The organism is Streptomyces sp. NPDC088261 (assembly GCF_044740805.1).
In the GTDB taxonomy this organism is placed as follows: Bacteria; Actinomycetota; Actinomycetes; order Streptomycetales; family Streptomycetaceae; genus Streptomyces.
The window spans coordinates 163,319-186,799 of the sequence record NZ_JBIURL010000004.1; the positions used below are offsets into that span (position 1 = coordinate 163,319).

General features: G+C 72.4%; 17 protein-coding genes and 1 pseudogene. 14 read left to right on the plus strand and 4 right to left on the minus strand.

The features are described from left to right. Positions 1-12: 12 nt before the first annotated feature. From ACIODU_RS10480 to ACIODU_RS10490, 3 genes are all read right to left on the minus strand, one after another. Positions 13-2,514, minus strand: coding sequence for a SpoIIE family protein phosphatase (locus tag ACIODU_RS10480; protein ID WP_401766173.1), 2,502 nt, complete (start codon positions 2,512-2,514; stop codon positions 13-15). A gap of 168 nt (positions 2,515-2,682) precedes the next feature. Further along, on the minus strand, positions 2,683-5,118 hold the full coding sequence (locus ACIODU_RS10485) for an MFS transporter (RefSeq protein ID WP_401766176.1): 2,436 nt from the start codon (positions 5,116-5,118) through the stop codon (positions 2,683-2,685). Positions 5,119-5,374: 256 nt separating this feature from the next. Next, positions 5,375-5,818, minus strand: a complete 444-nt coding sequence (locus ACIODU_RS10490; RefSeq protein WP_161309885.1) for an SRPBCC family protein — start codon at positions 5,816-5,818, stop codon at positions 5,375-5,377. Positions 5,819-6,063: 245 nt separating this feature from the next. On the opposite strand from ACIODU_RS10490, the gene ACIODU_RS10495 reads away from it, so the two are divergent. The 7 genes and pseudogenes from ACIODU_RS10495 to ACIODU_RS10525 all read left to right on the plus strand — a co-directional run bounded on the left by ACIODU_RS10495 (position 6,064) and on the right by ACIODU_RS10525 (position 12,861). Beyond that, positions 6,064-7,125 (plus strand): Rv2578c family radical SAM protein, encoded by a 1,062-nt coding sequence (locus ACIODU_RS10495; RefSeq protein WP_401766180.1) that lies wholly within the window; start codon positions 6,064-6,066, stop codon positions 7,123-7,125. Between the two features lie 182 nt (positions 7,126-7,307). Continuing rightward, positions 7,308-8,318 (plus strand): annotated as a pseudogene (locus ACIODU_RS10500) (alpha/beta hydrolase); the annotation flags it as partial. A gap of 256 nt (positions 8,319-8,574) precedes the next feature. After that, positions 8,575-9,735 (plus strand): acyltransferase, encoded by a 1,161-nt coding sequence (locus ACIODU_RS10505; RefSeq protein WP_401766183.1) that lies wholly within the window; start codon positions 8,575-8,577, stop codon positions 9,733-9,735. After that, positions 9,728-11,086 carry a sensor histidine kinase gene (locus ACIODU_RS10510; RefSeq protein ID WP_401766186.1) on the plus strand — a complete coding sequence of 453 codons (1,359 nt, stop codon included), beginning with the start codon at positions 9,728-9,730 and terminating at the stop codon, positions 11,084-11,086. Before ACIODU_RS10505 ends, ACIODU_RS10510 begins: the two co-directional genes overlap by 8 nt. Then, positions 11,083-11,775, plus strand: coding sequence for a response regulator (locus ACIODU_RS10515; RefSeq protein WP_401766189.1), 693 nt, complete (start codon positions 11,083-11,085; stop codon positions 11,773-11,775). Before ACIODU_RS10510 ends, ACIODU_RS10515 begins: the two co-directional genes overlap by 4 nt. A gap of 52 nt (positions 11,776-11,827) precedes the next feature. Beyond that, positions 11,828-12,244 (plus strand): RidA family protein, encoded by a 417-nt coding sequence (locus ACIODU_RS10520; RefSeq protein ID WP_356421979.1) that lies wholly within the window; start codon positions 11,828-11,830, stop codon positions 12,242-12,244. Between the two features lie 17 nt (positions 12,245-12,261). After that, positions 12,262-12,861 carry a GNAT family N-acetyltransferase gene (locus ACIODU_RS10525; RefSeq protein ID WP_401766192.1) on the plus strand — a complete coding sequence of 200 codons (600 nt, stop codon included), beginning with the start codon at positions 12,262-12,264 and terminating at the stop codon, positions 12,859-12,861. Positions 12,862-13,230: 369 nt separating this feature from the next. Here the strand turns inward: ACIODU_RS10525 and ACIODU_RS10530 are convergent, their stop codons facing one another. Beyond that, a complete protein-coding gene (locus tag ACIODU_RS10530; protein ID WP_401766743.1) occupies positions 13,231-13,797 on the minus strand; it encodes a HEAT repeat domain-containing protein in 567 nt (188 codons plus the stop codon). 386 nt (positions 13,798-14,183) lie between these two features. Between ACIODU_RS10530 and ACIODU_RS10535 the strand changes: the two genes are divergently transcribed. The 7 genes from ACIODU_RS10535 to ACIODU_RS10565 all read left to right on the plus strand — a co-directional run bounded on the left by ACIODU_RS10535 (position 14,184) and on the right by ACIODU_RS10565 (position 23,396). After that, positions 14,184-15,989 (plus strand): 3-hydroxyacyl-CoA dehydrogenase family protein, encoded by a 1,806-nt coding sequence (locus tag ACIODU_RS10535; RefSeq protein WP_401766195.1) that lies wholly within the window; start codon positions 14,184-14,186, stop codon positions 15,987-15,989. Between the two features lie 86 nt (positions 15,990-16,075). After that, positions 16,076-16,888: a TetR family transcriptional regulator gene (locus ACIODU_RS10540; RefSeq protein ID WP_401766197.1), complete on the plus strand. Its 813-nt coding sequence runs from the start codon at positions 16,076-16,078 to the stop codon at positions 16,886-16,888. Between the two features lie 382 nt (positions 16,889-17,270). After that, positions 17,271-18,647 carry a crotonyl-CoA carboxylase/reductase gene (gene ccrA, locus ACIODU_RS10545; RefSeq protein WP_401766200.1) on the plus strand — a complete coding sequence of 459 codons (1,377 nt, stop codon included), beginning with the start codon at positions 17,271-17,273 and terminating at the stop codon, positions 18,645-18,647. 1 nt (position 18,648) lies between these two features. After that, positions 18,649-20,670: a protein meaA gene (locus ACIODU_RS10550; RefSeq protein ID WP_401766203.1), complete on the plus strand. Its 2,022-nt coding sequence runs from the start codon at positions 18,649-18,651 to the stop codon at positions 20,668-20,670. Further along, positions 20,667-21,656, plus strand: coding sequence for an HpcH/HpaI aldolase/citrate lyase family protein (locus tag ACIODU_RS10555; protein ID WP_401766206.1), 990 nt, complete (start codon positions 20,667-20,669; stop codon positions 21,654-21,656). The genes ACIODU_RS10550 and ACIODU_RS10555 overlap by 4 nt, the downstream gene beginning before the upstream one ends. Positions 21,657-21,659: 3 nt before the next feature. After that, a complete protein-coding gene (locus ACIODU_RS10560) occupies positions 21,660-22,166 on the plus strand; it encodes a MaoC family dehydratase (RefSeq protein WP_401766209.1) in 507 nt (168 codons plus the stop codon). Positions 22,167-22,169: 3 nt separating this feature from the next. Further along, positions 22,170-23,396, plus strand: a complete 1,227-nt coding sequence (locus tag ACIODU_RS10565) for an acyl-CoA dehydrogenase family protein (protein ID WP_401766212.1) — start codon at positions 22,170-22,172, stop codon at positions 23,394-23,396. The last annotated feature ends 85 nt before the right edge of the window (positions 23,397-23,481 follow it).

Sequence of the window (23,481 nt, forward strand, 5' to 3'; positions counted from 1 at the left end):
CGGGACGGTCTTTCACCGGCCTGCCCGGCGCGCGCGCCCCGTCCGGCCCAGAGCCTGCTCGAACCACACCGTCTTGCCGTGCGGGGTGCTGCTCGTCCCCCACTCGCGGGCGAGACTGCTCACCACCCGCAGGCCCCGGCCGAACTCGTCCTCCCGGCTCGCGCTCAGCAGGGTCGCCGGGGCCGGCTCGTCGTCCTGGACCTCGCACAGCAGCGCGTCGGTGCGGACCAGCCGCAGCCCGACGTGGTGCGAACGCGCGTGATGGACGGCGTTGGTGACCAGCTCACTGACCATCAGCTCGGCCGTCTCCACGGCGTCCGGCAGGCCCCAGTCGAGCAGCCGGCCGTGCACCAGCCGCCTGGCACGTGCCACCTCGCGCGGATCGAGGGCCAGTTGCCACTCGGCGACGTCACCGTCCGGGATGCCGTTCAGGCGGGCCATCAGGAGCGCCACGTCGTCCTTGCGGCCGCCCCGGGGGTTCAGCGCGCGGATGATCGTGTCACAGGCGTCGTTCATCGACGCGGCGGGATGGGCGGCGGACTCGCAGAGCGCGGCCAGGCCCTCGCCGATGTCCGCGCCGCGCACCTCCACCAGACCGTCGGTGCACAGCACCAGCCGGTCGCCGGGCGCCACGCGGACGACCGCCGTCTCGAAGGCCACGCCGCCGACCCCGATGGGCGCGCCGGTCGGCAGGTCGAGCACCTCGGCCCGGCCGTCGGCGGCCCGGACCAGGACGGGCGGGATGTGCCCGGCGTTGGCGATCTGGAGCTCGGAGCGGATCGGGTCGTACACCGCGTACAGGCAGGTCGCGAGATAGCTCTCGCCGAGCCGCTGGGCCAAGTCGTCCAGATTGCGCAGCAGTTGGGCGGGCGGCATCTCCATGGTCGCCATCGTCTGGACGGCGGTGCGCAGTTGGCCCATCATCGCCGCGGAGCGCAGCCCGTGGCCCATCACGTCGCCGACGACCAGCGCCGTACGGGACCCGGGCAGTTTCACCGCGTCGAACCAGTCGCCGCCCACCCGGCCGAGCCGGGTGCCGGGCAGGTAGCGGGTGGCGGTGTCACAGCCGGCCATCCGCGCGGCGACCGTCGGCAGCATGCTGTCCTGGAGGGTCTCCGCCACGTTCTCCTGGTACGTGTACATGCGGGCGTTGTCGAGGACGAGGCCCGCCCGGGCGGCCAGTTCGGCGCCGGTCGTACGGTCCATGTCGTCGAACGGCTCCCGCTCGGGGCGCCGCATCAGGACCATGAAGCCGAGCACGACGTCGCGGGCCTTGAGCGGGACCAGCAGCATGGAGCGGTTGTTGATGAGCGGCCGCAGGTCGCGCTTCTCGAACTCGCCCGAGATACGGTCGCCGTCCTCCTCGCTGAGCGTCGGGATGAGGACGGGCTCGCCGGTGACCATGCACTGGAAGAACGGGGTGTGCTCCGGGAAGGAGATGGCCTCGCCGATCGGCACGGTGTCGTCCCAGCGGCCCGGTTCGTCGTTGTGCTCGACCCAGACCCGGTGCCAGACGGTGGTGACGTCGGGCGGCCCGTCCGGGAACCCCTCCCCGGCGAGGACGGCGGCGCGCAGGTGCGTACCGGCGAAGTCGGTGAAGCGCGGGACGGCGGCGCTGGTGACCTCGCGGATGGTGCGCTCCAGGTCGAGGGAGGAGCCGATCCGGCGGCTCACCTCGTTCAGGAACTCCAGGCTCTCGCGCACCGCGGCGTATTCCAGGTCGAGTTCGGGCCGGGGCGCGCCGCCGCGCCGGGTCCCGCCGTCCTCGTCCACGACGGTCAGCCGGCTCCGCCGGGCCGCCACCCGGCGCGGCACACCCCAGTCGGGGGTGACGGGAACGCGGTCGTGGTGGCTGAACTCCAGCACGGGATAGCCCAGTTCGAGCACCTGCGCGACGATGCGGGTGGACTCGGCCGGGCTCATGTTCGGCAGGATGTCGGGCAGGCGCCTGGCCAGGGACTCCGCGTCCGGGAAGTCCGTGTGCAGGGCGAAGCCCGGCGCTATCCGCTGGACGTCGGCCTGCCGCGCCTCTTCGCCCGCGGCGGCGTCGGCGGAAGCGGCGGAGGCCCCGTCGGCGCCGAACTGGGCGGCGTCGGCGGCGAGTACGAGATGGCGGCCGGGTCCTGGACCGACCAGCGGATAGGCCCACCACAGCACGTCTAGGCGCTCGCGCCCGGCCTCGGAGAGCGTCGCGCGGCCCGCCGTCGGGTACGAGCCGCGGGTGTGCAGGTCGGGACCCAGCTCGTCGTGACCCTCGAACGTGGCGCGGCTCTCACCGCCGTACCCGCCGTGCGCGAGGCCGGGCTCCTCGTCGGCGAGCGCGCCGGCCACCGGCATCAGATCGCTGGCGGACCGGCCCACCGCCTCGTCCTTCGAATGGCCGAAAAGCCGCCGTGCGCCGGTCGACCAGTGCGACACGAGGCCGTCGCGGTCCACGACGACCACGGCGAGCGGAATCCGGCCTGCCGTCGCGAGCGGCTGTTGCGGCGGCCCCGGCGGAACACCACGGTCCATGGCTGGAAGGCTCCTTCCCTGCCGCCAGGATCTGCGGCTCCGCCCACCACGGTACGGCCCTGCGCACGAGAAGCGCCGGGCAATGAACTAATAGGTGGTGCGCCCGCGCACGCCGGTGAATTGACTGAAATTCAGTCAGCTTTTCAACGGTCCCCCGGCGCGCTTCCCTCAGTCCGCGTGACCCAGTTGGAGGTCGCGTTCGGTGCGTCCGCCGCCCGCCATCTGGAGCACCGTGGCGACCGGCGGATAGCCCGCCGCGATCACCGTGTACTCCCCGGACGAGAGGTCCACGAAGCGGAAGGTGCCGTCGGCGCCGGTGGTGAGGGTGTCGACCACGTTCCCCGCCGCGTCCAGCAGCGTGACGCGGGCGTCCTCGACGGGCCGGCCGCCCCCGGCCCGTACCGTACCGCGCAGCACCGCCCCGCCCGCCAGCTCGATGTCCTGCCGGGTCTCGCGGGAGGACTGCACGCTGACGGGGAGCGCGGCGGGGCGGAAGGCGGGGGCGCTCGCGGCCAGCGTGTACTCCCCCGCGACCAGTTCGCCGATCACGTAGGCGCCCTCGCGCCCGCTGCGGGTGGACGCCACCACGTCGCCCCGTACGTCGGTGAGGGTCACGGCGGCGTCCCGTACCGGCGTGCCGTCCGCCGTGAGCACCGCGCCGGCGAGGCGGCCCGCGCCGCCGAGGACCACGTCCAGTTCGACGGGGCGCTCGCCGACGGTGACGGTGACGGCCTGCGGCTGGTGGCCGCCGGCCGCCGCGATCATCACGTACGAGCCGGCGCCCGGCACGCTCAGCGCGTACCGCCCGTCCTCGCCGCTCGCCCCGCGCCCGATCTGCTGCCCCTGGACGTCGATGAGGGTGAGCGCGGCGCGCGGGACCGTACTGCCGTCGTAGTGCTGCACGGTGCCGCAGACGGCCACTCCCGAGATGTACGGGGGCGGTGCGGCGACCGGGGCGCCGTTCGCGGCGGCGCGCGCGGCGGGGACGGCGGCGGACTCGGCGGCGGGGGCGTTGTAGGACACCAGCGGTTTCTCCTTGAGGAAGAAGGCGAGCAACAGGCCGAGGACGAGCACCGGCACGAGATAGAGGAAGATCCGCGGCATCGCGTCCGCGTACGCCCGGATGTAGTGGTCCCGCAGCGCGGGCGGCAGCGCGTGGACCATCTGCGGGGTGATGGAGTGCGCGTTCGGCAGCGCGGCGCCCGCCGGGATCCGGTCGGCGAGCGCGTCGGCGAGCCGGTTGGCGAAGAGCGTGCCGAAGACTGCGGCGCCGACACTGCCGCCGATCTGCCGGAAGTAGTTGTTGGCGCTGGTGGCGACGCCGAGGTCGGAGGGCGGCACCGCGTTCTGCACGGCGAGGATGAGCACGGGCATCACCAGCCCGATGCCGAGGCCCAACACCGCCTGGGCGAGGCCGCATTCGAGCATGGAGGTGTCGGCGTCCAGCCGGGACAGCAGCCACATCCCGGCGGCCGAGAGCGCGCCGCCCACCACCGGGTAGATCTTGTAGCGGCCGGTACGGCTGATGAGTTGGCCGGAGACGACGGACGCGACGACGATGCCGCCCATCATCGGCAGCATCAACAGGCCCGACTCGGTGGCCGAGGCGCCGTCGACCATCTGGAGGAAGGTCGGCAGATAGCTCGCGGCCCCGAAGAGCGCGAGACCGAGCACCGCGCCGATCAGACCGGTGAGGGTGAAGACGGAGTCGCGGAACAGCCGCAGGGGGATGATCGGTTCGGGCGCGAAGTGCTCGACGACGAGGAACAGCAGGGTCGTTCCGACGGCACCGGCGGCCAGTCCCAGGATGACGCGTGAGCCCCACGCGTACTCGGTACCGCCCCAACTGGTCAGCAGCACCAGGCAGGTCGAGGCGGCGGCGAGCATCAGCGCGCCAAGGAGGTCCAGCCGGCCCCGGCTGGTGGGCTTGGGGAGGGTGAGGACGACGGACACCACGGCGAGCGTGAGCAGGCCGAAGGGCACGTTGAAGTAGAAGCACCAGCGCCAGGACACGTGGTCGGTGAAGAACCCGCCGAGCAGCGGACCCGCCACCGAGGCGAGGCCGAACGCGCCGCCGATCAGCCCCATGAACCGGCCGCGCTGCCGGGGCGGCACGATGTCCGCGATGATCGCGTGGACGCCGATCATCAGTCCGCCGGCGCCGACGCCCTGGACGGCGCGGAAGGCGATCAGCTCGTTCATGGTGCGGGACCAGCCGGCCAGCGCCGAGCCGATGACGAACACGACGATCGCGAACTGGAAGACGCCCTTGCGGCCGAAGAGGTCGCCGAGCTTGCCGTAGATCGGCAGACCGATCGTGGACGTCAGCAGGTACGCGGTGATCGCCCAGGACATCCGCTCCAGGCCGTGCAGCTCCCCCACGATCTTGGGCAGGGCGGTCGCGACGATCATCTGTTCCAGCGCGGCGAGCAGCAGGGCGAGCATCAGCCCGAAGAAGACGAGCCGGACCCGGCGGGGGCTCAGGGGCTCGGCCGGCGGCGCGCCGCCGGCGGCGCGCGTCGGCGGGGGCGGGGTGCCCGCCGCCACGGCCGGGACGGGCACGGTGGCCTGCCCGGCGTCCTTCACCAGCGTGATCCCGCCCACGTACTGCTCCCCTCGTCGCACCTGCGCGGCGCCATTCTTCGCATTGCTCGCCAACCAGGAGCAAGCGGGAACGGGCGGGGTGAAGGGCCTTGAGACGGGGGCGGGTTGGGGAGAAACGGGGGCGCCGGGTCGCTCATCAGGGGCTTTCCCGCGACGTGTCGTACGGGGTGCGCGCAACGGCGTCGCGGGGAAAACCACTCGAACCGGTGACCCCGGGGAGCCCCCGGGGTCCGGCTGTTCACGCCTTCCGGCGGACCTACTTCTCCGTCTCGGCGGCGAGCCGCGCCAGCACCTCGTCGTAGATCCGGCCGAGGCCCTTGGGCGCGAAGGTCCGCTCGAAGAAGCCGCCGATGCCGCCGGCGCCGTCCCAGACGGTGGTGACGACGGCCTTGGAGCTGCCCTCGCCGGCCGGGGTGACGGTCCAGGTGGTGACCATCGAGGAGTTCCTGTCCTTCTCCACGAGCCGGCCGTCGGTGGGCTCGGTCACCTCCAGCAGACAGTCGCGGACGCGCTTGCTGGTGGCCTGGAGCTTCCAGTGGACGAGGGTGCCCTCGCCGTCACCGCCCTCCCGTACCTCGTACTCGCTGAACTGCGAGGGCAGGAGCTTCGCCCGGGTGTCCTGGTAATCGGCCAGCGCGTCGAACACCGTGTCCGCTTTCGCCGCGATGATCCGCTCCGTCGTGGCCTCGACCTGCGCCATGGCACTTCCTCCAGCACTCGGTTCTCGGGTTGGGGTGCGGCCAGCCAACCACCCGACGGCACGCCCGCCCAAATCCGGGGGCGCGGAGGTCAGGACCGGTGCACGCGACACACGTCCGGGGAGCGGTCCGGGGGTCCGTACAGCGACCCGCCCGACCTCTGCCCGACCACTCGTTCGGTCATCCGTTCGACGATCAAGCGAACACATGTTCTATTGTGGGAGCAGTACTACCGAGGAGGTACTCCATGCGCTGGGACAATCTGACCGAGGGACCGTCCACCACACGGCCCGCCGGGGACATCGCGCTCTTCGGTACGGACGCGGTCACCACCCGCACCTTCGACACCCCCGAGTTCCGCGGCATCACCTTCCACGAGGTCCGCGCGCGCTCGATCGTGAACCGGGTCCCGGGAGCTTCCCGCATGCCGTTCGAATGGACGGTCAACCCGTACCGGGGCTGTACACATGCCTGCGTCTACTGTTTCGCCCGCAAGACCCACAGCTATCTGGACCTCGACACCGGGCTGGGCTTCGACTCCCAGATCGTCGTCAAGATCAACGCGCCGGAGCTGGTACGGCGGAAACTCGCCTCGCGCCAGTGGCAGGGCGCGCACATCGCGATGGGCACGAACGTCGACTGCTACCAGCGGGCGGAGGGGCGCTACCGGCTGATGCCGGGGATCATCACGGCCCTGCGGGACCAGGCGAATCCTTTCTCCATCCTGACCAAGGGCACGCTGATCCTCCGCGACCTCGACCTGCTGCGCGAGGCGGCGTCCGTCACCGACGTCGGCGTCTCCGTCTCGGTGGGCTTCACCGACCGGGAGCTGTGGCGCACGGTCGAGCCGGGCACCCCCTCGCCGGAGCGGCGGCTGGACGTCGTACGGGCCATGACGGACGCCGGGATCGGCTGCGGGGTGCTGATGGCCCCGGTGATCCCGTTCCTGGGCGACAGCACGGAGCAGCTCCGTGCGACGGTACGGGCGATCGCGGCGGCCGGGGCGACCTCCGTGACCCCGTTGGTGCTGCACCTGCGGCCGGGGGCGCGCGAGTGGTTCATGGAGTGGCTGGGGAAGCACCACCCGGAGCTGGTGGGGCGGTACGAGCGGATGTACGCGGAGGGCGCGTACGCGCCGAAGTGGTACCAGCGGCGGATCACCCGGCAGGTGCACGAGCTGGCCGACACGTTCGGCATCGGCCCCCGGGGCGCGGGCGGTTCGACGGGGCTGAGCCGGCCGGGCAACCACCGGATGGCGGCGCCGCTGCCCGATCCTGAGCCGGAGGGGACCCAACTGACCTTGCTGTGAGGCGGTTTCGGCGCTGCGGGGGCGGCATCCCTCCGTCGCCGAGGGGGCGGGCACCCCCTACCCGTCATACCTGGGAGCCACCGGTGAGCTGAGCTCCCCGGCGGGACGCGGACCATGCGCGGTGATCCCTAACTTCGGTACCGGCAGCACGACAGCGATCCGGTACGGAAGGTCCCTCCCCCATGGCGTCACGGCCCCGCGGCAACGGCAGGCAGCGCACCCGGTGCGCCGATACGGAGAGTGCGGCACGCTCGCCGCGCGCCACGCGCACGCACCGCACGCACCGCACCCTGCTCGCCGTGCTCGTCACCGCGTCGGTGGCGGTGCCGGTGTCGGGCGCGGCCCGCCCCTCGGCCGTCCCGGCGCCCGTCCCCGCCGCGCTCGCGCCGCTGCGGGACGACCTGAACCCCGCAGCCCTGGACGCGCGGTACGCCGTCAACCGCGCCGGGATCCGGGCCGCCGAGCGGATGGCGGCCGGTCACGGCGACCGGGTACGGGCCGCCGCGCTGCGCGTCATGGCGGACCCGGCACGGCACTTCCTCTCCTTCGACGGCCGCGACGGCGGCCGTACCGCCGAGGTCTTCGGCGATCTCGCGCGCGCCCGGCGGATCGCCGTACTGGTGCCGGGCTCGGACACCGGCCTCGACCACTACGCGCGTTTCGGGGCCGGGGCGGCCGCGCTCCGGCGGGAGATGGGCGCCGGGGCCGCCGTGATCGCCTGGCTCGGCTACCGGACACCCGCCACGGTGAGCCCCGCGGTCCTGACGGCGGGCCGGGCCGACGAGGTGGCCCCCGATCTGCGGTCCTTCGTGGGCGAGTTGGCCGCTGCCGCGCCCGCCGCGCGGGTGTCGCTGCTCTGCCACTCGTACGGCTCGGTCGTCTGCGCCCGCGCCGCCCCGGGCCTGCCGGTCGCCGACCTGGTGCTGTACGGCAGCCCCGGGACCGGCGTCGACCGCGCCGCCGCGCTCCGTACCGGCGCCACGGTCTGGGCGGGCCGGGGCTCCGCCGACCGCATCGCGGACGTGCCGCACGGACGGCTCCGGCTGCCCTTCGTCACGGTGGGGTTCGGCAGGGACCCGGTGTCGGAGGCGTACGGCGCCCGGATCTTCGACGCGGGCGGGTCCGCCCACAGCGGCTATCTGCGGCCCGGGTCTGTGTCGTTGCGGAACCTGGCCCGGATAGCCAACGGGGCGATGGACGCGGGCGGTACGACCCCCGGCGGGGTACGTACCGGCTCGTCCCGCGCCGGAGGGACGGCGACCGGTGCGGGCGCCGGCGGGGCGATCCACGCCGGCCCGGTCTCCGGCGGGGAAACGGCCATCGGCGAGGTCCCCGCCGCCGAGACACCGTCCGTCCTGGCCCCCGCTCCGGGCACGCCCCCGGGCCTGCCTCCGGGCGCGGCCCTCCCCGTACGGACACCCGCCGACGCCCCCACCCGGGAGGCCGGCCGTGCGTGATCTCGTACGGCGGATCGACTCCGCCACCCCGCCCGGCCGCGACCGGGCCACCGACGCCCTGCGCGCCCTCGCCATCCTCGGTGTGGTGCTCGGCCACTGGCTGGTGACCGCCCTGGTCGCCGACAGCGGTACGGTGCGCGCCGCGAGCCCGCTCGCGTACCTGCCCCAGCTGGCGCCGGTCTCCTGGCTGTTCCAGACGCTCGCCGTCTTCTTCGTGGTCGGCGGGCAGGTGGCGGCGCCCAGTTACGCGTCGGCCCGCGCCCGGGGCGCGACGTACGGGCGGTGGCTCGGCGCCAGGACGGCCCGGATGGGGCGGCCGGTGACCGCCGTGCTGGGGGTGTGGGCGGTGGCGGCGGGCGTGATGCTCGTCTCCGGGGTGAGCCCGGCGACCGTACACACGCTGCTCAAGCTGGTGCTGTCCCCGTTGTGGTTCCTGCTGGTCCTGATGGCGCTGACGGCGGCGACCCCGCTGGTCGCGCGGCTGCACCCGCTGTGGCCGCTCGCCGTGGTCCTGCACGTGGACCTGTTCCGGTTCGCCGTGGGCGGGCCCGCGGGGCTCGGCTGGATCAACCTGGCGGCGGGCTGGCTCGTCCCGTACTGCCTGGGCGCGGCCTGGTCCCGCGGCGAGCTGAACGGGCGCGGGGCCGCGTGGACGCTGCTGGGCGGCGGCGCGGCGGCCACCACGCTCCTCGTCCTGTTCGGCGGCTACCCGGCGTCCATGGTGGGGGTGCCGGGCGCCCCGGTCTCCAACCTCGATCCGCCGACCCTGGCCGCCGTGACCTTCGGCCTGGCGCAGTGCGGGGCGGCCCTGCTGCTCGTGCGCCCGCTGCGGCGGCTGTGCGCGCGGCCGGCGGTCTGGGCGGGGGTGGCGCTGGCCAATCTCTCCGCTCTCACTTTGTTCCTGTGGCATCAGACATCGATGATGGCCGTCACCGCGATCGGTCTGCTCGCGGGCGGCCCGCTGCCGGGCCTGCACACCGTGCCGGACGGCCCCGGCTGGGTGGTGGCGAGGCTCCTGTGGCTCCCGGCGTTCGCGGGAGCGCTGCTGGTGTGCTGGGCGGCGTTCCGGGGCCATGAACAGCGGGCGCGCGGGCGGACCGAGGTCGTCCGTGGGGGACGGCCCACCCGGAGGGCGGAGGCGGGACATGTCTAGGGTCGGTCGGACGAGAGACCCACGGCGGGCGGTGGCGGCGCTGCGGGCGGTGCCGCGTCACCTGCGGGACGACCTCCTGGGGGCGCGGGCGTTCGGCCCCCTCCCGGACACGGCGCGGCCCGGCTGGCGGGAGTGGCAGCCGGTGGTGGTCCTGCTGGCGGCGATCTGCGCGCTGTTCGTCGGCGCGATGGGGATCAACAACCTCATCTGGGAATCCGGTCTCGGCCAGGTGTACGGCACGCTCCTCGGCGTGCTCCAGGCCGCGGCACTGGTCGTCGCGGTGTTCCGGCCGGTGCCGGCGTGGTGGGTGGTGACGCTGGTCATGGTCGTCGTCGCGCGGACCACGGAGGCCACCGCCGGACGGGACGTGCTGTTCCCGTGGACGGGTGAGGGGATGGCACTCCAGGCCGGGGTGCTGTTCCTGCTGGCGCTGCGGGTCCGGCCCCGGGCCGCGTTCGGGGCGCTGGTGATCAGCCTGGTGGCGGGGGCGGCCTGCGGGCTGTTCACCAGCGCGGAACACAACGTCGACGTGATGCGGGCGGCCGCCGTCCTCACCGTCGCGGTGGTGGTCGGCGCCGCGCTGCGGGGCAGCCAGGTGGCCCGTACCGAACTGGTCGTCCAGACCGGCCTCACCGCCGACGAGCGGGCCAGGCGCACCCTCCTGGAGGAGCGCAACCGGATCGCCCGCGAGCTGCACGACGTGGTCGCGCATCACATGTCGGTCATCTCCATCCAGGCGCAGGTCGCCCCGCACCTGGTCGAGAACCCGTCGGAGGAGTTGCGGGAGAACCTCGCCGGGATACGGGGCAACGCGGTCGACGCGCTCACCGAACTGCGGCGCGTGCTGGGCGTCCTGCGCTCCGAGGACGCGCTGTCCGAGAGCGCGCGGCACGCCCCGCAGCCCACGCTGGACCGGCTGGACGAACTGATCGGCACGGTGCGGCGGGCCGGGCTCGCGGTCACCACCCGGCGCACCGGCGCGCCGCGCCCGCTGGCCCCGGGGGTGGGCCTGTCGGCGTACCGCATCGTGCAGGAGGCGCTGAGCAACGTGATGCGGCACGCGCCGGGCGCGGAGGTGCGGGTGGAGATCGGGTATCTGCCGTCGCGGGTGGTGGTCCGGGTCGTGAACGGCGCTCCCGCGCGAGTGGTCGCGCCGCCTTCCACGGAGGTGCCGCCTTCCACCGAGGTGCCGCTTTCCACGGACATGGGGCACGGGCTGCTCGGGATGCGGGAGCGCACTGCGATGCTGGGCGGCGAACTGGCCACCGGGGCGACGCCGCTGGGCGGGTACGAGGTGACGGCGACGCTGCCGACGGAGGAGCCCACGACGTCCTTGGAGGACGCCACATGACGTCACCCCCCGCGCCCCCGCCACCCATCCGGGTACTGATCGCCGACGACCAGGTCATGGTCCGCCAGGGCTTCACCGTGCTGCTGAACGCCGAGGACGGCATCGAGGTCGTCGGCCAGGCGGTGGACGGTCTCGACGCGCTGGCCCAGGTCGCGGAACTGGCCCCGGACGTCGTCCTGATGGACATACGGATGCCGGAACTGGGCGGCATCGAGGCGACCCGCCGCCTCACCGGCCGCGCCGGCTCCACGGTGAAGGTGCTCGTCCTCACGACCTTCGATCTCGACGAGTACGTGTACGAGGCGCTGCGCGCGGGCGCGTCCGGTTTCCTCCTGAAGGACGCGTCGGCGGAGGAACTGGCGCGGGCGGTACGGGTGGTGGCGGCCGGGGACGCGCTGCTCGCGCCGAACCTCACCAAGCGGCTGATCGCCGAGTTCTCGCGGGTGACGGCCGCGCCGCGCGTGCCGCGCAGGGAGCGGGTGGGGGACCTGACGGAGCGGGAGACGGAGGTGCTGTCCCTGATCGCGCAGGGCCTGTCGAACGCGGAGATCGCCGCGCGGCTCGTCGTGGCGGAGCAGACGGTGAAGACCCATGTGGGCCGGATCCTGGTCAAGCTGGGCCTGCGCGACCGGACGCAGGCGGCGGTCTTCGCGTACGAGACGGGTGTGGTGCGGCCGGCCGGCTACTGAACGGAGCGAGGGGGCCCGGCCCGTTGTCAGTGCCATGGGAAACAATGGCCCCATGACACACCTCACGCATGTGACCGCCCCCGAAGGGGTCGCCCCCGGCAACGGCTACAGCCACGTGGTCTGGGGTACGGGCCGCTTCGTCGCGGTCTCCGGCCAGTGCGCGTTCGACGAGGCCGGCGGGATCGTGGGCGTGGGCGACCCGGCGGCCCAGGCCCGCCAGGTGTTCGAGAACCTGCGCCGCTGCCTCGCGGCGGCGGACGCGACGTTCGACGACGTGGTGAAGCTGACGTTCTTCGTGACGGACGTGGCCCACCTCCCGGCGGTACGGGCTGCCCGCGACGCGGTGATCGACCCGAAGCGCCCCCCGGCGAGCTCGGCGTTCCAGGTCGCGGCCCTGATCCGCCCGGAACTGCTGGTGGAGATAGAGGCGTTCGCCATCACCCCGCCCCCGCCGGGCGAGCCGCGTTGACCGTCCGGGTCCGGGAGATGACGGACGCCGACTGCGAGGCGGTCGCCGAGATCCGCGTCCGGGGCTGGCAACACGCGTACGCCGGGCTGATGCCGAAGCCGTTCCTGGACGCGATGAGCGTCGAGAAGGAGACAGTGCGCCGCCGTGCGTACCTCACCGAGCCGACGCCCGGAGTCCTGAACCTGGTCGCGGAGGACGCGGGGCGGGTGGTGGGCTGGGGCTGTTCCGGTCCCTGCCGCGACGAGGACGTGCCGGCCGGGACGGCGGAGGTGTACGCGCTGTACGTACGGCCGGACCGGATCGCGACCGGGGTCGGCCGCGCGCTCATGAACGCGCTGACGGCGGCGGCCGAGGAGGCGGGGCACGAGACTCTGGTGCTCTGGGTCCTCAAGGAGAACGACCGCGCGCGCCGCTTCTACACGCGGTCCGGCCTGGCGCCGGACGGAGCGGAGGAGCCGTACGACGCGGCGGGCACCCCAGTCCCAGAAGTGCGATACGCCCGCCCCCTCACCCCACCCACCCCCTCCGGCCCAACCGGCTCCTCCACCCCGACCGGCCCACCCACCCCGACCGACTCCTCCACCCCCACCGGCTCCTCCAGCCCGTCCGGCGTTTGAGGACACCGCACGCCGCAGGCGGGCGACCGCGGCGGCACCCACCGGTGCCACACACCCGCCACCCCGGCAAACACACCCAGCCCATCCGACCTCTCCAGCCCGTCCGGCGATTGAGGACACCGCACGCCGCAGGCGGGCGGGGCGCGGAGGCACCCACCGGTGCCACACACCCGCCACCCCAGCGAACACACCCAGCCCGGCCGACCTCTCCAGCCCGTCCGGCGATTGAGGACACCGCACGCCGCAGGCGGGCGGGGCGCGGAGGCACCCGACGGTGCCGTACACCCGCCGTCCCGGCGAACACACCCAGCCCGTCCGGCGATTGAGGACACCGCACCGTCGCGGGCGGGCGGGGCCGTGGCGTCGGAGCTACGGCAGAGACCGCAGCGCCGCCCTCGCCGCCTCCGTCAGCCGGGGATGGGCCAGCGCTCCCTCCAGCGACGGGCGGCCGCGCGGGTCCCCCAGCCGGTGCAGGCCCTCGACGCACGCCAGGGCCACCGGCCAGTGCGGTTCGTCCGGCGCGGACAGCCGTTCCAGCGTGGCGATCAGCACCGGCACGGACTCCGGCGCGCGCAACTCCGTGAGGAGACGTACCGGATGCAGGGCGTACGACGTGCGCAGGGTGTTCGTCGCGAGGGCCGCCGCCGCACGGGCCGTACGCGGGTCGGCCAGCCGCGCCAACGCGTACGACGCGCTCACGCAGCGCTCCGGATCGCGGTGGTTGAGCAACAGCACCAGCGCCTCGAACGCCCGCCGGTCACCCCCGCACCCCAGCCGGAACGCGGCGACCTCCCGCGCCCACAGCGGCCGTTCGCGCTCCACGAGCACCCCGGCCAGTTCCTCCTGATCGCCGGTGGTCAGGAGCCGCTCGCACGCCGCGGACCCGCCCGACTCGTCCCGTACCCGGTCCGCGAGCGAGCGGAAGTCCTCATCCATGACGCTCATCCATGAGCCGAGGATAGGTGCCGGCCGCCCTCGATCCGGCCCGCACAGACCCGGCCCGCACAGACCTGGCCCGCACAGACCTGGCGCGCACAGACCAAGCCCGCAGACCTGACCCGCACAGGTCTGGCGCGCTCGTTACCCGTCGGTTAACCTCAGATGAGCGGGAAACCCCCGCGACTCGCGTGGCCTGGTGACGCAGCCATCGCGAGTGCTGTCGGTTTCACCCAGCGGCGCGGCTCCGGAACAGAGCCCGCCGCCCCTTTCAGCGACCCGCATCAGCCACGCGCGCCGCAGCGCGCCGGCCCCCGCGACGCACCGAGCACACACGTGTGCCGTGCGCGGCCCCCAGTCGTCACCCCCTCCCCCTGGAGTCCCTCATGGACATCTCCTCGGACACCCCCAACGCCCTGCCCCTCCCCACCGTCGCCGTGGTCGGCCTCGGCACCATGGGCACCGGCATCGCCGAGACCCTCGCCCGGGCCGGCCGCGAGGTCATCGGCATCGACATCAGCGACGCGGCCGCCGCCCGGGCCGTCGCCGCGATCGAGGCGTCCACCGCGCGGGCCGTGGAGCGCGGCCGCCTCACGGAGGGCGAGCGGCGCACGGTCCTCGCCCGTCTGCGCACCTTCTCCGACCTGCGCGCCGCCGCCGACGCCCCGCTCGTGATCGAGGTGGTGCCGGAGTCGTACGACACCAAGCGGCAGGTGTTCCGGGAGCTGGACGGGATCGTCGGCCCCGGCACGATCCTCGCGACGGGCACGAACGCCCTGTCGGTGACGCGGCTGGCCGCGGACTCCGCCCACCCCGAGCGCGTCCTCGGCCTGCACTTCTTCAACCCCGCGCCCGCGATGAAGCTGGTCGAGGTGGTCTCCTCCGTCCTCACCTCCCCCCGGGCGGTCGAGGCGGTCACCGCCCTCGCCCGCGACCTGGGCAAGGAGCCCGTCGCCGTCGGCGACCGCCCGGGGTTCGTCGCGGACGGCCTGCTCTTCGGCTATCTCAACCAGGCCGCCGCCATGTACGAGTCCGGCTACGCCTCCCGCGCCGACATCGACGCCGCGATGCGCCTGGGCTGCGGCCTGCCGATGGGCCCGCTCGCCCTGCTCGACCTGATCGGGATCGACACGGCGCGCACCGTCCTGGAGGCGATGTACAGCGCGTCGCACGACCGGCTGCACGCCCCCGCCCCCGTCCTCGGCCACCTCAGCGAGGCCGGGCTGACCGGCCGCAAGTCGGGGCGCGGCTTCTACACGTACGCCGGGCCGGGCAGCGCCACCGCCGTCCCCGACGCCCTCACCCCGGCGGACGGCACGGGCGCCACCGCGGGCAGGACCGTGAGGTCCGTCGGCGTCGCGGGCTCCGGCACGATGGCGGGCGGGATCGCGGAGGTCTTCGCCAAGGCCGGGTTCGACGTGGTCCTGGCCGCGAGGAGCCCCGAGAAGGCACGGCGTGCCAGGGACCGGGTCGCCACGTCCCTCGCCCGCTCGGTCACCAAGGGCCGGCTGACCGAGGAGGCCCGCGAGGAGACCCTTGCCCGGATCCGTCCGGCGGGCACGCCCGACGCGTTCGCCGGGGTGGACCTCGCCGTCGAGGCGGTCGCCGAGGACCTGGCGGTGAAGAGGCAGCTCTTCGAAACGCTCGACAAGGTCTGCCGCCCCGGCGTGGTCCTCGCCACGACCACCTCCTCCCTGCCGGTCATCGCCTGCGCCCGGGCCACCTCCCGCCCCGAGGACGTCGTCGGGATGCACTTCTTCAACCCGGCGCCCGCGATGAAGCTGGTCGAGGTGGTCCGTACGGTCCTGACCGCCGACGACGTCCGCGCCACCGCCCACGCGGTGTGCGCCCGCCTCCGCAAGCACCCGGTGGACTGCGGCGACCGGGCCGGGTTCATCGTGAACGCCCTGCTGTTCCCGTATCTCAACAACGCCGTGAAAATGGTCCAGGAGCACTACGCGACCCTCGACGACATCGACACGGCGATGAAGCTCGGCGGCGGCTATCCCATGGGCCCCTTCGAGCTGCTGGACGTGGTCGGTCTCGACGTCTCGCTGGCGATCGAGCGGGTGCTGCACCAGGAGTTCCGCGACCCGGGCCTGGCGCCCGCGCCGCTGCTGGAGCACCTGGTGGCGGCGGGCTGCCTGGGCCGCAAGTCGGGCCGGGGCTTCCGCGAGCACCTCCGGCGCTGAGCGCGCGCGCCTCCGCCGCTGACCAGCGGATCGCGGGTGCGCGCCTACGGGCGCGCGCCCTCGTGCGGATGCAGTACGTTCACCTCATGTCGCAGTCCGCCGAGTCGTCCCGTAAGAACCCCAGGTCCGACGCTCCCGAGAGCGCCGCCGGGACGAAGGCGGCCGCCCAGCGGCTGAAGATGCGCCGTGAGCTGGCCGCCGCGGCCATGGAGCTGTTCGCGACCAAGGGGTACGAGGCGACGACGGTCGACGAGATCGCCGCGGCGGCCGGGGTGGCCCGCAGGACGTTCTTCCGGCACTTCCGGTCCAAAGAAGAGGCGATCTTCCCCGACCACGACGACACGCTCGTCCGGGCGGAGGCGGTCCTGAACGCCGCGCCGTCCCACGAGCACCCGATCGACACGATCTGCCGGGGCATCAAGGAAGTCATGCGGATGTACGCGGCCTCGCCCGCGGTCTCCGTCGAGCGCTACCGCCTCACCCGTGAGGTCCCGACCCTCCGGGAGCGGGAGATCGCCTCGGTGGCCCGCTACGAGCGGCTGTTCACGCGCTATCTGCTGGGCCACTTCGACGAGCTGGACCACACCGACGGCAACGACGACCCGCTGCTGGCGGAGGTGGCCGCGTCCGCCGTCGTCACGGCGCACAACCACGTGCTGCGGCGGTGGCTGCGGGCCGGCGGCCAGGGGGACGTGGAGGCGCAGCTCGACCATGCCTTCGCGATCGTCCGTGACACGTTCGGCCCGGGGATCGGCGCGGGCCTGTCGATGGGCGGCAAGCCCGAGCGCCCGGCGGTCACCGCGCGTACCGGCGGGGACGTCCTGGTGACCGTGGCGCACACCGACGCGCCGCTGGACGAGGTCATGCGGACGATCAAGCGGGCACTGAAGGACGCGTAGCGCGAACGGGCACCCGGCAAGCGGCCCCCGGCGAACGGCACCCCGTAGGGCTCGCCCGCCCCACGTTCGGCCGCACATTCCCCTCACCCGGCTGATATTCACCGCATTCCGGGCGGTAGGTATGGCTCATGCGTGCCATGAGGCTGACAAGTGAGAGAAAAACCTGGCACCCAGTGCCTTGCCAGGTGTCACACCGTGCCATACGTTGAAGGTGTCCGGCTGTTCCCGCAAGCCTTCGCGCTTGTGGCCCGGACGCCTGCGTCACAGGCACCCTCGCGCCCACCCGGCGCCGCTCAGCAACACCCAGCACTCCGTCAGGCCCGAGGCCACACCTCGGAAGGCGACGTCCCACACCACCCCCAGCTTCGCCGGAGGCACCACCGTGAAGGACATCCTGGACGCCATCCAGTCGCCGGACTCCACGCCCGCCGACTTCGCCGCACTGCCCCTCCCCGACTCGTACCGCGCCGTGACCGTGCACAAGGACGAGACGGAGATGTTCGCGGGCCTTCCCACCACGGAGAAGGACCCGCGCGAATCCCTGCACCTCGACGACGTTCCCGTGCCCGAACTCGGCCCCGGTGAGGCTCTGGTGGCCGTCATGGCCAGCTCGGTGAACTACAACTCCGTCTGGACCTCCATCTTCGAACCGATGGCGACCTTCGGTTTCCTGGAGCGGTACGGCAGACTCAGCGACCTCGCACGCCGCCACGACCTGCCGTACCACGTGATCGGCTCCGACCTGGCGGGCGTCGTGCTGCGCACCGGACCCGGCGTCAACTCCTGGCGCCCCGGGGACGAAGTGGTCGCCCACTGCCTCTCCGTCGAGCTGGAGAGCTCGGACGGCCACAACGACACCATGCTCGACCCGGAACAGCGGATCTGGGGCTTCGAGACCAACTTCGGCGGACTCGCCGAGATCGCGCTGGTGAAGTCCAATCAGCTGATGCCCAAACCCCAGCACCTCAGCTGGGAGGAGGCCGCCGCTCCCGGACTCGTCAACTCCACCGCGTACCGCCAGCTCGTCTCCCGCAACGGCGCCGGCATGAAGCAGGGCGACAACGTCCTGATCTGGGGGGCGAGCGGCGGACTCGGCTCGTACGCCACCCAGTTCGCGCTCGCCGGCGGCGCCAACCCGATCTGTGTCGTCTCCAGCGACCGGAAGGCGGAGATCTGCCGCCGGATGGGCGCCGAGGCGATCATCGACCGCACCGCCGAGGGCTACACGTTCTGGCCGGACGAACACCACCAGGACCCCCGAGAGTGGAAGCGGTTCGGCAAGCGCATCCGCGAACTCACCGGCGGCGAGGACGTCGACATCGTCTTCGAGCACCCGGGGCGGGAGACCTTCGGCGCCTCCGTCTACGTCACCCGCAAGGGCGGCACCATCGTCACCTGCGCCTCCACCTCCGGCTTCACGCACGAGTACGACAACCGCTACCTGTGGATGTCGCTCAAGCGGATCGTCGGCTCGCACTTCGCCAACTACCGCGAGGCGTGGGAGGCCAACCGGCTGGTCGCCAAGGGCAAGATCCACCCCACCCTCTCCAAGGTCTATCCCCTCGAAGAGACCGGCCAGGCCGCCTACGACGTCCACCGCAACCTCCACCAGGGCAAGGTCGGCGTCCTCGCCCTCGCCCCCGCCGAAGGCCTCGGCGTCCGCGACCACGACAAGCGCGCCCAGCACCTCGACGCCATCAACCTGTTCCGCGACGACGTGCGGGCGCAGCCGCTCGCCGCGCACGGCGGGGTGCACTGACATGGCGCGGCGCCCGAAGGACCGGCCCTGGCTCATGCGGACGTACGCGGGCCACTCCACGGCCGAGGCGTCCAACGCGCTCTACCGCCGCAACCTCGCCAAGGGGCAGACGGGCCTCTCCGTCGCGTTCGACCTGCCCACCCAGACCGGCTACGACCCCGACCACGTCCTGGCGCGCGGCGAGGTGGGCCGGGTCGGGGTGCCCGTCTCGCACCTCGGCGACATGCGGCGGCTGTTCGAGGACATCCCTCTGGAGCGCACGAACACCTCGATGACCATCAACGCCACCGCCATGTGGCTGCTGGCGCTCTACCAGGTGGTCGCCGAGGAGCAGGGCGCGGACGTATCGCTGCTCCAGGGGACGACGCAGAACGACATCGTCAAGGAATACCTCTCGCGCGGGACCCACGTCTTCCCGCCGGTGCCGAGCCTGCGCCTGACGACCGACATGATCACGTACACGGTGCACCACCTCCCCCGGTGGAACCCGATCAACATCTGTAGCTACCACCTCCAGGAGGCCGGGGCCACCCCGGTCCAGGAGATCGCGTACGCGATGTCCACCGCGATCGCCGTGCTGGACGCGGTGTTCGACTCGGGGCGGATCCCCGGCGATCGCAGGGGCGAGGTGGTCGCCCGCATCTCGTTCTTCGTGAACGCGGGCGTCCGCTTCGTCGAGGAGATGTGCAAGATGCGGGCCTTCTCCCGCATCTGGGACCGGGTGACCCGGGAGCGGTACGGCATCGAGGACGCCGGGCAGCGGCGGTTCCGCTACGGCGTACAGGTCAACTCGCTGGGGCTGACGGAGGCGCAGCCGGAGAACAACGTCCAGCGGATCGTCCTGGAGATGCTGGCCGTCACGCTGTCCAAGGACGCGCGCGCCCGCGCCGTACAGCTGCCGGCCTGGAACGAGGCGCTGGGGCTGCCCCGGCCGTGGGACCAGCAGTGGTCGCTGCGCATCCAGCAGGTCCTGGCGGACGAGTCGGATCTGCTGGAGTATCCCGACCTCTTCGAGGGCTCGCACGTGATCGAGGCGGAGGTGAAGGAGCTGGTGGCGGAGAGCATGGCAGAGATGGACCGGATCGAGGCGATGGGCGGCGCGATGGCGGCCGTGGAGTCCGGCTACCTCAAGTCGGAGCTGGTCTCCTCGCACACGGCCCGGCGCGCCAGGATCGAGTCGGGCGAGGAGCGGATCGTCGGGGTCAACTGCTACGAGTCGACCGAGCCCAGCCCGCTCACCGCCGACCTGGACACGGCGGTCATGACGGTCGATCCGGCGAACGAGGCGCGGGTGGTGGCGGCGCTGGGCGCCTGGCGGGCGGCGCGCGACGAGGAGCGGGCGACCGCCTCGGTGGCCGCCCTGGCCGCCGCCGCCGAGGGCACCGGCAACCTGATGGAGGCGACGGTCGCGTGCGCCCGGGCCGGGGTGACGACCGGCGAGTGGGCGGAGGCGCTGCGGGGCGTGTTCGGCGAGTTCCGGGCGCCGACGGGGGTGGGCGGCGCGCCGGTCGCGGTGAGCGCGGACAGCGGCACCCCGCTGGCCTCCGTACGGGACAAGGTGGCGCGTACGGCCGGGGAACTGGGCTCGGGGCGGCTGCGGCTGCTCGTGGGCAAGCCGGGGCTGGACGGCCACTCCAACGGCGCCGAGCAGATCGCCGTACGGGCCAGGGACGCCGGCTTTGAAGTGGTCTACCAGGGCATCCGGCTGACCCCCGAACAGATCGTGGACGCCGCGCTCGCCGAGGACGTGCACTGCGTCGGCCTGTCGATCCTGTCCGGTTCGCACGCGGCGCTCGTGCCCGACGTGCTGGTACGGCTGCGCGAGGCGGGCGCCGGGGAGATCCCGGTCGTCGTGGGCGGGATCATCCCGGGCGCCGACGCCACCGCGCTGCGGGCGGCCGGGGTGGCCGCCGTCTTCACCCCGAAGGACTTCGGGATCACCGAGATCATCGGCCGTATCGTCGACGAGATCCGTACGGCGAACAAGCTCGACCCGCTCGACCCCTTGGAGGTCTCCGCATGACAGCCCCAGCGCTCCCCCCGACCGAGGTCCCCGTGAACCGGCTGCGCCCGCGCCGCTCGTGCCTCGCCGTACCGGGCTCGAACCCGCGGTTCCTGGAGAAGGCCCAGGGGCTGGCGGCCGACCAGGTCTTCCTGGACCTGGAGGACGCGTGCGCGCCGCTCGCCAAGGAGGGTGCCCGCCACACCATCGTGGACGCGCTCAACAAGGGGGACTGGACGGGCAAGATCCGGGTCGTCCGGGTCAACGACTGGACGACCCACTGGACGTACCGCGACGTCGTCACGGTGGTCGAGGGGGCGGGCCACAACCTGGACTGCCTGATGCTGCCGAAGGTCCAGGACGCCCAGCAGATCGTCGCCCTCGACCTGCTGCTCACCCAGATCGAGAAGACGATGGGCTTCGAGGTCGGGAAGATCGGCATCGAGGCGCAGATCGAGAACGCGAAGGGCCTGGTGAACGTGGACGCGATCGCCGCCGCGTCGCCCCGCCTGGAGACCATCGTCTTCGGCCCGGCCGACTTCATGGCGTCGATCAACATGAAGACGCTGGTGGTCGGGCAACAGCCCCCCGGCTACGACGCGGACGCGTACCACTACATCCTGATGCGCATCCTGATGGCGGCCCGGACCCACGATCTCCAGGCGATCGACGGTCCGTACCTCCAGATCCGTGACGTGGACGCGTTCCGCGAGGTGGCGGGGCGGGCCGCCGCGCTCGGCTACGACGGCAAGTGGGTGCTGCACCCGGGCCAGATCGACGCGGCCAACGAGATCTTCTCGCCGGCGCAGGAGGACTACGACCACGCCGAGCTGATCCTCGACGCGTACGACCACGCCACGTCGGAGGCGGGCGGCAAGAAGGGGTCGGCGATGCTCGGCGACGAGATGATCGACGAGGCGAGCCGCAAGATGGCGCTGGTGATCGCGGGCAAGGGGCGGGCGGCCGGGATGACCCGTACCACCGCGTTCGAGATCCCGGAGGGGTGAACGATGCGGTTCGGACGCACCTTTGAGGAGTTCGAGGTCGGCGCCGTCTACCAGCACTGGCCGGGCAAGACGGTGACCGAGTACGACGACCATCTCTTCTGCCTGCTCACCATGAACCACCACCCCCTGCATCTCGACAGCAACTACGCGGAGAAGACGACGGACTTCGGCAGGAACGTCGTGGTGGGGAACTACGTCTACTCGCTGCTGCTGGGGATGTCGGTGCCCGACGTCTCCGGGAAGGCGATCGCCAATCTGGAGGTCGAGTCGCTGCGGCACGTGGCGCCGACCTTCCACGGCGACACGCTGTACGGCGAGACGACGGTGCTGGCGACCACGCCGTCCCGGTCGAAGAGCGACCGGGGGGTCGTGTACGTGGAGACGAAGGGCTACACGCAGGACGGCACGGTGGTGTGTGTGTTCCGCCGCAAGGTGATGGTGCCGACGCAGACCTACATCGACCAGCGCGGCGGCGAGCAGCCCGGCCGCCCGGAGCCCCGGGAGCAGTGAGAGATGAGCCGACTCGCCCAGACAGCCGGACTGACCGACGTCCAGCGGGAGATCCTGGCGACCGTCAGGGACTTCACCGACAAGGAGATCCTGCCGGTCGCCACCGAGCTGGAACACCGCGACGAGTACCCGACACAGATCGTCGAGGGCCTCAAGGAACTCGGCCTGTTCGGGCTGATGATCCCCGAGGAGTACGGCGGCCTGGGTGAGTCCCTCCTCACGTACGCGCTGTGTGTGGAGGAGATCGCCCGGGGCTGGATGTCGGTGTCGGGGATCATCAACACCCACTTCATCGTGGCGTACCTGCTGGAGCGGTACGGCACCGACGAGCAGAAGGACACGTTCCTGCCGAGGATGGCGCTGGGCGAGGTGCGCGGGGCGTTCTCGATGTCCGAGCCGGCGCTGGGCTCCGACGTGTCCGCCATCACGTCCAGGGGCGTCAGGGACGGCGACGCGTACGTCCTGAACGGCCAGAAGATGTGGCTCACCAACGGGGGTACGTCCACACTCGTCGCGGTGTTGTGCCGCAGCGACGAGGGGCGGGACGAGGGGCGGCCGGACGGCACACCGCCCCCGCCGCCGCACCGCTCGATGACCACGTTCCTGGTGGAGAAGGAGCCCGGGTTCGGCGTGGTGCGTCCGGGCCTCACCATCCCCGGGAAGATCGACAAGATGGGCTACAAGGGCGTCGACACCACCGAGCTCATCATGGACGGACTGCGCATTCCGGCCAATCGGGTCCTCGGCGGTACCACCGGCCGTGGGTTTTACCAAATGATGGACGGGGTCGAGATCGGCCGCGTGAACGTCGCCGCGCGGGGGTGCGGGGTCGCCCGGCGCGCCTTCGAGCTGGGTGTGACGTACGCCCAGCAGCGCCACACGTTCGGCAAGCCGATCGCCCAGCACCAGGCGATCCAGTTCAAGCTGGCCGAAATGGCCACCAAGGTCGAAGCGGCGCATGCGATGATGGTCAACGCGGCACGCAAAAAGGACTCCGGGGAACGAAACGACCTGGAGGCAGGGATGGCGAAGTACCTCGCGTCCGAATACTGCAAGGAAGTCGTCGAGGACGCCTTCCGGATCCACGGCGGTTACGGCTTCTCCAAGGAGTACGAGATCGAGCGCCTGTACCGCGAGGCGCCGATGCTGCTGATCGGCGAAGGTACCGCCGAGATCCAGAAAATGATCATTGGCCGGCGACTGCTGGAGGAGTATCAAATCCAGGGCTGATTGTCTCTTTTGAGCCGATTTTGCCGCGAAGAAGATCACACCCTGTTGTCCTCTCCCGCTGGCTTCAAGCCGCTCGACTCGGCTG